This is a genomic window from Streptomyces sp. NPDC033270 (genome assembly GCF_055576575.1).
On the sequence record NZ_JBVIRA010000018.1, the window covers coordinates 63,197 to 76,363 of the forward strand.

General features: G+C 70.5%; 8 protein-coding genes and 2 pseudogenes. 2 read left to right on the top strand and 8 right to left on the bottom strand.

What is annotated here, in order from left to right:
• Window positions 1-37 precede the first annotated feature (37 nt).
• A pseudogene (locus ACZ5XZ_RS24150) lies at window positions 38-712 on the bottom strand (response regulator transcription factor).
• Window positions 709-1,879 (bottom strand): annotated as a pseudogene (locus ACZ5XZ_RS24155) (sensor histidine kinase). The pseudogenes ACZ5XZ_RS24150 and ACZ5XZ_RS24155 overlap by 4 nt, the downstream one beginning before the upstream one ends.
• 295 nt (window positions 1,880-2,174) lie before the next feature.
• Here ACZ5XZ_RS24155 and ACZ5XZ_RS24160 point away from each other — a divergent pair.
• Window positions 2,175-2,342: a hypothetical protein gene (locus ACZ5XZ_RS24160; RefSeq protein ID WP_468981357.1), complete on the top strand. Its 168-nt coding sequence runs from the start codon at window positions 2,175-2,177 to the stop codon at window positions 2,340-2,342.
• Window positions 2,343-2,627: 285 nt separating this feature from the next.
• Here the strand turns inward: ACZ5XZ_RS24160 and ACZ5XZ_RS24165 are convergent, their stop codons facing one another.
• Complete coding sequence (locus ACZ5XZ_RS24165) at window positions 2,628-4,748, bottom strand: DNA gyrase/topoisomerase IV subunit B (RefSeq protein WP_468981358.1); 2,121 nt, start codon at window positions 4,746-4,748, stop codon at window positions 2,628-2,630.
• 444 nt (window positions 4,749-5,192) lie between these two features.
• Between ACZ5XZ_RS24165 and ACZ5XZ_RS24170 the strand changes: the two genes are divergently transcribed.
• Window positions 5,193-5,423: a DUF7455 domain-containing protein gene (locus tag ACZ5XZ_RS24170; protein ID WP_033267354.1), complete on the top strand. Its 231-nt coding sequence runs from the start codon at window positions 5,193-5,195 to the stop codon at window positions 5,421-5,423.
• Window positions 5,424-5,547: 124 nt separating this feature from the next.
• Here the strand turns inward: ACZ5XZ_RS24170 and ACZ5XZ_RS24175 are convergent, their stop codons facing one another.
• The 5 genes from ACZ5XZ_RS24175 to ACZ5XZ_RS24195 all read right to left on the bottom strand — a co-directional run bounded on the left by ACZ5XZ_RS24175 (window position 5,548) and on the right by ACZ5XZ_RS24195 (window position 12,983).
• Window positions 5,548-6,357: a serine protease gene (locus tag ACZ5XZ_RS24175; RefSeq protein ID WP_468981361.1), complete on the bottom strand. Its 810-nt coding sequence runs from the start codon at window positions 6,355-6,357 to the stop codon at window positions 5,548-5,550.
• 137 nt (window positions 6,358-6,494) lie between these two features.
• Entirely contained in the window at window positions 6,495-8,045 is a 1,551-nt protein-coding gene (locus ACZ5XZ_RS24180; RefSeq protein WP_468981362.1) for an RNA polymerase sigma factor, read from the bottom strand.
• Window positions 8,046-8,448: 403 nt separating this feature from the next.
• A complete protein-coding gene (locus ACZ5XZ_RS24185; RefSeq protein WP_468981365.1) occupies window positions 8,449-9,450 on the bottom strand; it encodes a FadR/GntR family transcriptional regulator in 1,002 nt (333 codons plus the stop codon).
• A 721-nt stretch (window positions 9,451-10,171) separates the two neighbouring features.
• Window positions 10,172-10,930, bottom strand: coding sequence for an NUDIX hydrolase (locus tag ACZ5XZ_RS24190; RefSeq protein ID WP_468981367.1), 759 nt, complete (start codon window positions 10,928-10,930; stop codon window positions 10,172-10,174).
• 49 nt (window positions 10,931-10,979) lie between these two features.
• Window positions 10,980-12,983, bottom strand: coding sequence for a glycogen debranching N-terminal domain-containing protein (locus ACZ5XZ_RS24195; RefSeq protein ID WP_468981542.1), 2,004 nt, complete (start codon window positions 12,981-12,983; stop codon window positions 10,980-10,982).
• Window positions 12,984-13,167 lie beyond the last annotated feature (184 nt).

Below are 13,167 nucleotides of genomic sequence, written 5' to 3' on the forward strand. Positions count from 1 at the left end.
GCGTTGTTCTGGTCCCTTCACCCCATCAGGTGATGAGCTATCCGGGCGGCTGCGCGAGACCGTGGCGATAGGCGTAGTGGACGGCCTGAGTCCGGTCGCGCAGTCCCGCTTTGGCGAAGAGATTGTTGACGTGGGTCTCCACCGTCGCGGTGGGGACGTGCGGCATGCGCGCGATCTCCGGATTGGACTGTCCGTCGGCAACCAGTCTCAGCACCTCCACCTCGCGGGGCGGCGAGCCCGTTCGGTGGCTCGTCGGGCGGTTGCGGCAAGTTCCGTACGGGCTCCGTGACGCGCTCCAGGAGCCTGCACTGGATCCTCGGCGACGCTCCGGCCTCGCCCGAGAGCACGTCGTCGATGGCGCGGACGATCTCATCGCCGTCGGCATCCTTGGTCACGTAGCCGCGGGCGCCGGCCTGCAGGGTGGGAAAGAGCGAGTCGTCGTCGGCGTAGGTGGTGAGCACCACGACCTGGGTGCCGGGGTGGTCCGCGCGGATGCGACGGGCGGCCTCGACGCCGTCGCAGCGTGGCATGCGCAGGTCCATCAGGACGACGTCGGGGGCCAGTTCGGCGACCAAACGGACGGCCTCCTCACCGTCTGCGGCCGATCCGACGACCTCGATGCCCGGAGCAGCCCCAGCAGCATCACGATGCCCTCACGCACCACGGTCTGGTCATCGGCGGCCACGACACGTGCCGTCTTACGCGCCGTCATGCCGGCACTCGCAGCCGCACCACGAAACCCTCCTCAGCGGGCCCGGACTCAAGCGTTCCGCCAAGGAATTCGGCGCGCTACCGCATCCCGAGCAGACCGTAGCCGGAGCCACTCTCGGCGAGCTCGGCGGCCTGCCCCGGCCTCCGAAATCGCGCACCTGAAGGCGCACGTCGTCTGCCGTGTACTCCAGCAGCACGTTCACCCGGGCGCCCGGGGCGTGCTTGCGTACGTTCGTCAGCAGCTCCTGGGCGACTCTGCGCACCGCGAGGCCCGCCTCGGCCGGCAGGGGGCGAACCTCACCCGAAACGTCCAGCCGAGCGCCCTCAGCGGCCGTCAGGCGGCGCAGGAAGTCCTCGACCGGGCCCATCCTCCGCGGAGCGCGGAAAGCGCCTCACAGGCGCCCTCCAGCCCTTCACGGGCCATTCCCCGGCACGCCACCACCCGTTCCATGAGCTGTTCACGGTCGGCCTCGAGGTCGGTGCTGCGCTGGATCAGCAGCCGTGCCGCCTCCAGGTGCACCAGCTGGGCGCTGAGACTGTGGGCGAGCCCATCGTGGTTCTCCCGTGCGATCCGTCCCCGTTCGGTGAGTGCCGCCGATTCGGCTTCGGCCTTACAGGCGGCCCGTTCCTGGGCCAGCAGCCGCTGGGCGTTGCCGCGTGCCTCGGCGTCCAGCCGTACGACGCGGCCCGCCAGCGCCAGGCCTGCGGTGGTCGTGGTGGTCGTGGTGGTCGTCAGCCAGTTGTCGGTGTTCATCACCCCGTACGCACCGAGTGCCGCTCCGGCGCACGGTACGGCGACGCTCGACGGCAGTCGCTCCATGGCGATCATGGCGCATGCGCACCACCGGACGATCGCCGGCGTGCGCTCGTCGGCGTACCGGAAGCCGAAGGCCGCGGCCTCCAGTACGGCGAACAGCGCGATGGACGGCCGCAGACGGTGTTGCAGCGTCACACGGAAGAAGCCGCGGAACGCCAGCATGGTGAGGGCCAAGCCGGCGACGGCCGCAATCAGTGCCCAGCCGTGGAAGTGCGGCCCCGTCACGGTCGCCCACGTCAGTCCCGCGACCACCAGGACGCGCACGGATCGGCCGATCCACAACCGGGCGCCGCTGCCCTCACGGGACAGTGACTCCCTCAGGGGCCAGCTCGTCCAGGCGTTCAGCGTCACGTGCGGTCCTTCGTCGTCGTAGCGCGGTGCGAGGCGTTCACCCCATGGGTCTCCGTCCCGGGGCGTACAGCCAGGGGCATCAGCCGGCGGCGGGCACACGGTACGTCTGCCACAGGTCCTGGGCCTGCCAGGCGGTGACACCGGTCCGTGTCAGCAGCATCGCGGCGACACCGAGCATGACGGCCGCGCTTCCCTTGGATGCCCATGGCCGCGGCGACACCCGTGAGGCCGGCGCGCAGCGCCATGCCGCAGAGCCAGACACCGGCCGCCGTCCAGCCTCCCTTGGTCCACAACCGTGCCGTCCGCGTCCGTCCAGATACGCGTCGTCCAGGCCCAGCCGGGCGCCGCAGGCCAGTCCGATGAGCAGCTCCACGGCGAGCAGGGCAGCGGATGCCGTGTGGTGCCGGGCGTCGAGGAGACCGGGTTGCCGCGGCGCCATGACCGTCAGAACGCGGCTCCATGACCGTCAGAACGGCGGGGGTCAGCCACCACCTCCTGCCCTCGGACGCGAGGCGCTGCGTCTTGAACTGCTGGATGAACACGAACACGACAGCCGCGGTGATCACAACGATGTGGAGTAGGCCGCTCATGATCTGAGGCTCCGTGGAACGGGGAATTCCGACCCTTCCGACGCTATGGAGCGCGGCGGCCCTCCGGATCGGAGCCAGGGTGGGGAGTGGGTGGAAAAGGCGTCGGGCGCCTCTCCACCCATGGGTGGAAAAGGCGCCCGACGGGTGCCGTGGTGCGCTCAGGTGTCGATGCGCGAACGGTCCAGGGTGGACGCGGAGTTGGTGATGAACTCCTTGCGGGGGGCGACTTCGTTGCCCATCAGCAGGTCGAAAGCCTGCTCCGCCGCTTCCAGGTCGCTGATGTTGATGCGGCGCAGGGTGCGGTGGCGCGGGTCCATGGTCGTCTCGGCGAGCTGGTCGGCGTCCATTTCGCCCAGGCCCTTGTAGCGCTGGATGCTGTCCTTGTAGCGGACCTTCTTGCGCTCGAGTTCGAGCAGGGTCTGGCGCAGCTCGTTGTCCGAGTAGGTGTAGATGTACTTCTCCTGGCCCTTCCTGGGGTTGGTCAGCTCGACGCGGTGCAGCGGCGGGACGGCGGAGAAGACCCGGCCCTGTTCGACCATCGGCCGCATGTAGCGCTGGAAGAGGGTCAGCAGCAGGCAGCGGATGTGGGCGCCGTCGACATCCGCGTCGGCCAGGAAGATGACCTTGCCGTAGCGGGCGGCGTCGATGTCGAAGGTGCGGCCGGAGCCAGCCCCTATGACCTGGATGATGGCGCCGCACTCGGCGTTCTTGAGCATGTCCGAGACCGACGACTTCTGGACGTTGAGGATCTTGCCGCGGATCGGCAGCAGTGCCTGGAATTCGGAGTTCCGGGCCAGCTTCGCCGTGCCCAGCGCCGAGTCGCCCTCGACGATGAAGAGTTCACTGCGGTCGACGTCGTCGCTGCGGCAGTCCGCGAGCTTGGCCGGCAGCGAGGAGGATTCCAGCGCCGTCTTCCGCCGCTGGGCCTCCTTGTGCTGGCGGGCGGCGATACGCGTACGGGCCGCCGCGACGACCTTCTCCATGACGGCACGTGCCTGCTGCTTGGCGTCCCGCTTGGTGGAGGTCAGGAACGCCTTGAGCTCCCGGCTCACCACCTGGGCCACGATCCGGGAGGCGGCAGAGGTGCCGAGCACCTCCTTGGTCTGGCCCTCGAACTGCGGCTCGGCGAGCCGCACGGTCACCACGGCGGTGAGGCCTTCCATGGCGTCGTCCTTGACGACGTCGTCCTCGGCGACGCGCAGCAGCTTGCTGGACCGCAGGGCTTCGTTGACGGTCTTGGTGACCGAGCGCTCGAAGCCGGAGACATGGGTGCCGCCCTTGGGGGTGGCGATGATGTTGACGAACGACTTGACCGTGGCGTCGTAGCCGGTGCCCCAGCGCAGGGCGATGTCGACGCCCAGTTCCCGGGTGACCTCGGTCGGTGTCATGTGGCCGCGGTCGTCGAGGACCGGCACGGTCTCCTTGAAGGTGCCCTGGCCGGTCAGCCGCACCACGTCGCAGACGGCCTTGTCCTGCGCGAGGTACTCGCAGAACTCGCTGATGCCGCCGTCGTAGCGGAACGTCTCCTCCGTCTTTCCGGCGCCGTCGATGCCGCGCTCGTCGCGGACGATGAGGGTCAGGCCCGGCACGAGGAAGGCCGTCTGGCGGGCGCGGGCGTGCAGCGTCTCCAGGGAGAGCTTGGCGTCCTTGAGGAAGATCTGCCGGTCGGCCCAGTAGCGGACGCGGGTGCCCGTCTTGGTCTTGGCGATCCGCTTGCCCTTGAGCAGGCCGTTGCCCGGGTCGAAGGGCGCGTCGGGGCCGGATTCGGTGAAGATGCCGGGGACGCCGCGTCGGAAGCTGATCGAGTGCGTCTTGCTGTTGCGGTCGACCTCGACGTCGAGCCGTGCGGAGAGGGCGTTGACGACGGAGGCGCCGACACCGTGCAGGCCACCGGAGGCCGCGTACGAGCCGCCGCCGAACTTTCCGCCGGCGTGCAGCTTGGTCATCACGACCTCGACGCCGCTCAGACCGGTCTTGGGCTCGACGTCCACGGGGATGCCGCGGCCGTTGTCCCGGACCTCCACCGACCCGTCGTCGTGGAGGATCACCTCGATGTGGTCGCAGTAGCCGCCCAGCGCCTCGTCGACGGAGTTGTCGATGATCTCCCACAGGCAGTGCATGAGGCCACGACTGTCCGTGGAGCCGATGTACATGCCGGGGCGCTTACGGACGGCCTCGAGGCCCTCGAGGACGAGCAGATGCCGCGCGGTGTAGTTGGAACCGTCCCGGTCTGCCCCGGTCAGCACTGCGGTGGACGGCACGGACATCTCGGCGGTCACGCGGTTCGCTCCTCGCTGAATTTCTGGCAGTCCGCATTCCGCGGACTCGGTTGTGGCGGTGTCGCCGGTCAGAGCGTACCGAGGCCTAGTAGAGCCGATGTGACGCCACCCGTACGCATGCTCATGGTAGTAGAATTTCGCTCGTACGTTCGATCCCTCGTTGGGGTGACGTCCGAGTGACGTGCACATCACGTTCCCTTCGAGGCATGAACCATTTAGGCTCCGGGCACGTCCTCATCAACAACCGGCAAGCCAGCCGGGGGGACGGACCCAGCAACCAACGTGAATCAGACCACCAAGCAATACGGCTCATTCGCCGCCACCCGGCAGCACCCGGCCCCCTCGGAGAATTTTTTTCGAGGAAAAGGCACGAGCGGGAACGTTTTCGGCCTGGTTGGATGTTGACCCTGGTACGACAGCTCGTCGAGCTAGAGAAGAGGCGACGTGACTACTGTTCTGACACCCGCGAGCCCGCTGACGGCCGCTGACCGCTGCGACCGCTGCGGCGCCCAGGCATACCTGCGCGTCGTCCTGATGTCCGGCGGAGAACTGCTCTTCTGCGCCCACCACGGTCGCAAGTTCGAGCCAGAACTCAAGAAGATCGCCGCGGAAATACAGGACGAGACGGAGCGGCTGACCGCCCCTCCGGCGTCCGCGTCCGATGAGGAACGCTGACACTTCGCATCCACGACGAGCGAGCAGCGGCCCAGGGCCGTGCAGCGGGCGGTTCCCCCGACACCACCGGGGAGACCGCCCGCACTCGTACGCTCACGCATACCCGCCGGCTCCCCTGGACTTCTCAGCCGGCTCCGTGCGCCGACAGCGCCGGAAGCAGCGCCGAAGCGCGCGTATAGACGCCGGGGCTGCCCGCCTGGCCGCAGCCGGTCCCCCATGACACCAGCCCCACGAGCCGCCCGCGTACGACCAGCGGCCCGCCGCTGTCCCCCTGGCAGGCGTCCCGGCCGCCCGCCGGCTCCCCCGCGCACAGCATCGAAGGCGACCGGTAGGTACCGTCGGCGCTGCCCGGGTAGGCCCGCGCGCAGACGGCGTCGCGCAGCACGTTGACGTGCGCCGACCGCAGCCGCGTCGCATAGCTGCCCTCACCCGTGGTGTCTCCCCAGCCGTAGACCGTGGCCCTGCTTCCCGGCCGGTAGGCGGCGTCATGCCGTCCGGCTATTGGAATGGGCCGGTTCGGGACGGGCTTGTCGAGCGTGATCACGGCCATGTCGCCGTCGTTCGTCCAGTTGTCATAGCGCGGGTTGACCCACACCTTCGCGGGCTTACGCTCCTGGCCACCGCCGCCGGTGAGGTTGTCGCGCCCGACCACGATCCGCAGATCCCGCACCTGCTGCCAGGGCACGCCCAGCACCTCCTTGCTCAGGCAGTGGGCGGCCGTCACCACCGTGGAGTGCCCGACGAGCACGCCGCCGCAGAACTGTCCGGAGCGCTGGGCCCCGAAGCGAGCGTGGGAGGCCAGCGCGACCGCCCAGGGGCTCTGCGACATCTGGGTGGGCTTTCCACCGATCACCGACTCGTCCGCGGCCGCCGACGCCGGCAGGGCAAGGACCAGGGCGAGGGCTCCGAAGGCAGCGCGTGCGGTCGGACGCATACGGACTCCTGACTCTGGGAGATAGCTCGCCAACCCAGAGTGACCCCAAGCAGCCTCGACCCGCACCCGGACGGACGCGAGCCCGGCCCCTCCACGCTGGAGGAACCGGGCTCGTGACGCTGTCCGGGCAGGTTGGACTAGTCGAGGTAGTCGCGCAGCACCTGGGAGCGGGACGGGTGGCGCAGCTTCGACATCGTCTTCGACTCGATCTGGCGGATCCGCTCACGCGTGACGCCGTAGACCTTGCCGATCTCGTCCAGCGTCTTGGGCTGGCCGTCCGTGAGGCCGAAGCGCATGGAGACCACGCCGGCCTCGCGCTCGGAGAGGGTGTCCAGCACCGAGTGCAGCTGCTCCTGCAGAAGCGTGAAGCTGACCGCGTCGGCCGGGACGACTGCCTCGGAGTCCTCGATGAGGTCACCGAACTCGCTGTCGCCGTCCTCGCCCAGCGGGGTGTGCAGCGAGATCGGCTCGCGTCCGTACTTCTGGACCTCGATGACCTTCTCGGGGGTCATGTCGAGTTCCTTGGCCAGCTCCTCCGGGGTGGGCTCGCGGCCCAGATCCTGGAGCATCTGGCGCTGGACACGGGCCAGCTTGTTGATGACCTCGACCATGTGGACGGGGATACGGATCGTACGGGCCTGGTCGGCCATGGCGCGGGTGATGGCCTGGCGGATCCACCACGTCGCGTAGGTCGAGAACTTGTAGCCCTTGGTGTAGTCGAACTTCTCGACCGCACGGATCAGACCGAGGTTGCCCTCCTGGATCAGGTCCAGGAAGAGCATGCCGCGGCCGGTGTACCGCTTGGCCAGGGAGACGACCAGTCGGAGGTTGGCCTCCAGCAGGTGGTTCTTCGCGCGGCGGCCGTCCTCGGCGATGATCTCCAGTTCGCGCTTGAGCTTCGGCGCGAGCTTGTCGGAGTTCGCCAGCTTGTCCTCGGCGAACAGGCCCGCCTCGATGCGCTTGGCGAGCTCCACCTCCTGCTCGGCGTTGAGGAGCGGGACCTTGCCGATCTGCTTGAGGTAGTCCTTGACCGGGTCGGCGGTGGCGCCGGCCGCGGCGACCTGCTGCGCGGGGGCGTCGTCCTCGTCGTCGTCGGACAGGACGAAGCCGGCGTTCTCCGCGCCCTCGGCGGCCTCGGGGGCGTCGCCCTTGCCGGGCGCCGGGGTCTCCTCGGTCACCTCGTCGTCGAGCAGCTCGTCGACGTCCTTCTTGGACGCGGTCTTCTTGGCGGTGGCCTTCTTGGCCGTGGTCTTCTTCGCGACCGCCTTCTTGGCGGTCGTCTTCTTCGCCGCTGCCTTCTTCGCAGGCGCGGACTCGGACTCACCGGCCGACGGGTCCGCCACGGAGGCGGGGGCGGCGGCGGTGGTCTTCCTGACCGTGGCGGTCTTGGCCGCGACGGTCTTGGTGGCGGTGCGCTTCGCCGGACTCTTCGCTGCGACGCTCTTGCGGGTGCGCTTGGGCGCCTCTGCGGCACTGACCATCAGCGTCACACCCTCCTCGTCGAGGATCTGGTTGAGGCTGCGCAGAACGTTCTTCCACTGGGTTGGCGGAATCTGGTCAGCCTCGAAGGCCCGACGCACGTCATCGCCGGCGATCTGCCCATCTGCCTTTCCCCGCTCGATGAGCGCCATCACAGACTCGGACTCGGCGATCTCCGGCGGGAGCGTACGGGATGTGCTGGCCGACACGAACAACCTCTCGGAACGATGGAAACGGCTTCCGACCCCGTCCAGTGTGGATCGGAGCCGACGACCGCCGGTGGGGATGGACCGACGGCGCAGGGGCAACCGGGGAGTTGAACAGCGTCACGAACGCCGTCCGTATTCCCTCCTCGGCTATCACCTCTTAAGTCATCGCGCTTCCCTGAAGAGCGTTACGCCCAATCTGCGTGGCCCGAGTCACACCCCATAACGACCCATTCCCAGTCATATGACATGCAATCCTCCCAAGGTCCCCCGCCGGATCCGGTCGACGTCCGGATCCGGCGATCATGTGCGCCTTCGCCGCGTACGGCGTGCCCCGCCCGAGGGAGACGCGGGGCACGGGGGGCCGCGCGGCGCCTACGGTCCGTACGCGGTCGCGTACGGGCCTTCAGTGCTCGCGGGGCGCGGGGACGACGTGGTCGACAGGCGTCCCGGAGCCCTGGCCGACGGCCTCGCCGTGTGCGGCGAGAAGCTGGCGCATCGCGGATTCGGCCGCCGTGGCGTCGCCGGATCCGATGGCGTCGACGACCCTCATGTGCTGGCCCACGGATGTCTCGACCGGCCGCTCGCAACCGCCGCTGGGGCCGCCGGAGACGTGCAGGGCGGCGGAGACGATGCCCGAGAGGTGCTCGAGCATGCGGTTGCCGGCGAGCTGCAGCAGCAGGGCGTGGAACTCGGCGTCGGCGCGGGAGAAGGTCATGGTGTCGCCCTGGGCCGCGGAGTGGCCCATGATCTCGACCATGTCGGCGAGCCGCTGCTGGATGTCCTCCCGGCCGTGGCCGGCGGCGAGCCGGGCGGCCAGTGGCTCGATCGTCCAGCGCAGCTCGCACAGCTCACGGCGCTGGTCGTCGCGCTGCGGCCCGTAGGCCCGCCACTCGATGATGTCGGGGTCGAGGAGGTTCCAGTCGCTGACCGGGCGCACCCGGGTGCCGACGTTGGGGCGGGCGCTGACGAGGCCCTTGGCCTCGAGGACGCGCAGCGACTCACGGACGACGGTGCGGGAGACCTCGAAGCGCTGGCCGATCTCCTCGGGGACGAGCGGGCGGTCGGCGCCGAGATCGCCGGAGACGATCATCTGCCCGAGCTGCTGGACGAGTTGGCCGTGCAGGCCGCGGCCGCGACTGCCGGCGGCGCGACGGCCGACTCGGCCGATGTCTGTTTCGGGGCCGTCCCAGACCTGCGAAACGCGCTCTGCACGCTCCGGACCGGCTGTGTGGTTGGCGCTCGCGGCGTTGGCGGCGTTGGCGTAGGGGTAGCGGTCAAGCTCGCCCGGGCCTGCAAGGCCGGTGTCGCCGGGGCGAGCCGCGGTCATCATGGTGTGCGCAAGGGTACTCACGCATCCTTTGTCGGCGACACTCTGAACACCCTTGAGGTCTTTGGTGAAAAGCACACGAAAGGGTGATCGCCCCCCATCTCCGAATTGACGCTTTATCGGAAGGAAACGCACGCTCCATGGCGAGTTGTGAGCAACAGCCATAACAACACCGCGCCAAAACAGGCGCCTTACTCGGTCAGAAGGCGAAGCCGTATCACGCCGAGCGTGCATCACCGCAGGCCAGGGCCGGTGAACGCCAACACCATTGCGCTGTCCGTAAGTTGGCTTACGAGCGACCTCGCGACCGATATGCCTCGGTCGATTCCGGAGGGGCACTTGACGGCGGCCGCGTGATCGGCGACCGATGCCCGGGTCGGCTCGCGCGGGGGTGGGGACTTCACGGCGCCAACCCTGTTGCGGCGAACCGGAGTACGGAGGCAGCCAGGATCCGGGTGCCGCCACGGCCATTGCAGGCATGGGCAGTTGAGGGCGCCACTCACCCCGTGAGCAGGCGAGGCGCCACAGCACGCCGGGAGGGCATGGCGGACACAGGCCAGCCCGGACGCCGGGGCCGGCCGTGCGCGAGGCGTCAGGGCGGGGCGGCGCGGAGCGCCGGGCGCGGGTCGCTCCCGGCCGGAGGCGCCGGCCGGGCGTCGACTATCGGGCGCACGAAAGAACTCACCCGGCCAGGGTACTGTAATATGTCCTATTTTCTCGTAATTGGTCCTTCTTGACGCTGTGTCGTGTCCACGAGGGCGCACGCCGGCCCGGCGCTCACGCGGTATGCGCCCCGGGCTCAGATCTCGGGGCGCAGCATGGGCGGGTTGAGCAGGGTCGCTCCGCCGGCCCGGAACAGCTGTGCGGGGCGGCCGCCCTGGCGTGTGGTGGTTCCGCCCGTGGGCACCAGGAACCCCGGTGTTCCGGTCACCTTGCGGTGGAAGTTGCGGGGGTCGAGCGCCACGCCCCAGACCGCCTCGTAGACCCGGCGCAGCTCGCCCACGGTGAACTCGGGCGGGCAGAAGGCCGTGGCGAGCGAGGAGTACTCGATCTTCGAGCGGGCGCGCTCCACACCGTCGGCGAGGATCCGGGCGTGGTCGAACGCGAGGGGCGCGGCCAGCTCGCCCTCGCGGGTGTCGTCCTGTTCCAGGAGGGTCTCCACCGGTGCCCAGCGCGCGCTGTGGGCGTCTCCACCGGCAGTGGGGGCGGGCAGGTCGGGAGCGAGGACCAGGTGGGCGACGCTGACGACCCGCATCCGGGGGTCGCGCTTGGGGTCGCCGTAGGTGGCGAGCTGTTCGAGGTGCGCGCCGTAAGCGGGCGACGCGTCCGCCGGGGACTGGGCGTGCAGGCCGGTCTCCTCGGCGAGCTCCCGGGCTGCCGCGTCCTCGAGGTCCTCGTCGGCCCGGACGAATCCGCCGGGCAGGGCCCAGCGCCCCTGGAACGGCGGCTCACCGCGGCGCACGGCCAGTGCGCACAGGGCGTGGCGGCGCACGGTGAGCACGACCAGGTCGACGGTGACAGCGAAGGGCGGGAAGGCCGACGGGTCGTAGGGAGGCATGGCGTGATCATAGTCGTCCGCCTGACGATAAACAGGCCCACGAGGCACCTCAGGTGCCCAGCTGCAGGCCTTCCGCCGCCGCCTCGACCATTCCCATGCCGAGTCTGCTGATCCGCAGGGCGAACGGCTGCTCCGCGACCCTCAGGTCAGTGAGCTCTATCGCGCCGAGCGGGGCGGTGCCCAGCGGCCGCAGGGACACCGTTCCGGCCGGGACGTCGGGGCGCAGTCCGGCGAGCGCGATCAGTATCTGCATCGCGCCGGCCGCCGCCACGGCCGCCGGACGGCAGGCCGCCGGGTGCGGGACGGGCGCACCGTCGGTGGTGCGCTGCTCCCCCGCGTACATCTCGGGAAGGCGGTGTCCGAAGCTGTCGGCGGCGTCGAGGACGCCTTTGGTCAGGGCGCCGGCTGCCCGTTCGTGGCCGGCCGCGGCCAGGCCGGTGGCGGCGATCGCGGTTTCGTGGACGCGTACCGCGCCGCTGCGGTGGCCGAACGGGTTGTAGCCGCTCTCCTTGGCGCCCAGCCCGCGCAGGCCCCACCCGGAGTCCATGGCCGGGCCGCCGAGCAGTCTGGCCAGTCGGTCGGTCTGTGCCGCGTCCAGCAGGCCGGGGGCGAGGGTGCCGCCGCCGAGGAGGCCGGTGTCGAGGAGGTGGGCGGTGGTGGAGGCGAGATGCGGGACGGGCCGTCCGTCGGCGGTGAGCAGAGCCGCGGGGCGGCCGCCCGTGCGGTCCTCGACCCAGAAGTCCGTACGGAATCGGGAGCGCAGGTCCGCGGCCCACTCCCGCAGCGCTGCCGCCTCGGACGATCCGTACGCCTCGAGGAGGTCGGCGCCCAGCAGGGCGGCGCGGTGGGCGTGGGCCTGGGTCTCGCAGCGGTACGGCCCGCCGGGAGCGGGGTCGGGCACATAGCCGCCGCGGCCGCCGCGCGGCGGGTCGGTCACGATGCGCAGCCAGCGCAGGCAGCGCTCCGCGGCGGGCATCAGCCACTCGGTCTCCCGCTCGGGCAGGCCCCAACGACGCGCCTCGGCGAGAACGGTGGGAAACAGCAAGGTCGCCTCGATGCCCGTGCAGCTCGGCGGGGCGTGCGGTCCGGCGTCCCGGAGGGCACCGGGAATTCGGCCGAAATCCGCCCCTGGGGCGGCGTGCTGACTACGGGCCAGCGCACGCAGTGTGCCTGCGGCAAGCCGGGTGCCGAGCGGCAGCAGCATCCGGGCGGTCCACAGCGCCTCGGCCGGGGCGAGACCACAGCGCCAGGGGAAACCGCCTGCGACATATACGTCCGCGGGTGCGATCGGGTCGCGCATCGTCAGGCCGTACAGATCGTCGAGGCTGCCTGCCATCAGGGCGTCGGCCCGATGGTCGTCGCATGTCAGCCGGGCGGCCGCCCAGGGTTGCGGCGGCCGGTCACCGCGTTTGTGCGGCGCGAACGTTCCGCGGCGGGGGCCGGGGATGCGGACGCCCCCGGCGCGCCGGCTGACGGGAGCGCCGGCGCCGGGGCGACCGGGGGCGTGCTCCAGTCCGGCGTGCAGTTCGATGGTGCGGCTGCCGCCGGGCGGCAGGCTCAGCTCCCAGCGCAGCAACCCCGCCGAGGCGAGGGCGTCCTCGGGTGTGGGTGTCGCCCTCACCACCGCATGCACCCCGGGCCCCGACCAGCGGAGCCCGGAGCCGTGGACCACGGCCCGGAGTTCAGGGCCCGGAAGGCCGACGGCGACGGCTCCGAGCTCCGCGAGGTCCGTGCCGAGCCGGATCTCGACGGGTAGCCGGACCGGCCGGGCCACGCTGCTGCGGAAGGTGATCCGCTCGGTGCCGTCGGCGTACCGCAGCCGCTCCATGCGGATCTCCGGGTCCGGCCCGCGCTCGCCGCTCCTGCGGACGGTCCCGATGAACCGGGCGCGGTCCGCGCCGGTCAGCCTCCCCTGGACCACGAGCGGTTCGCCGCTCCCGGCCCGCAGTTCGCAGTGGGACAGGACCCGCCGGCCGTCGCGGTAGAAGCCCTCCAGGCCGTGGCCGGTCAGCTGGCCCGAGCCGGGGGACACGGCGAGCGCGGGGAGGGCCACGCAGACCAGTGAGGAGTGGACGGGTTGGGGTTGTGGGGCGCGGGGCGGCGCCGGGCGGCGCTCTCCGGATGGCCGGTGGACCGGCTGGGTGGTGGGGACGATGCCTGGCACGCTCTGCGCTCCCTGGTGGGGTCGGGGATCCGTACGGCCTGCTCCAAATAGGTGAACGGTCCGGCCGGTGCCC

Bases quoted from the DNA above. Each gene is read 5' to 3' on its own strand.
- ACZ5XZ_RS24175 (WP_468981361.1), bottom strand. From the start codon at position 6,357: ATGCGTCCGACCGCACGCGCTGCCTTCGGAGCCCTCGCCCTGGTCCTT.
- ACZ5XZ_RS24190 (WP_468981367.1), bottom strand. From the start codon at position 10,930: ATGCCTCCCTACGACCCGTCGGCCTTCCCGCCCTTCGCTGTCACCGTC.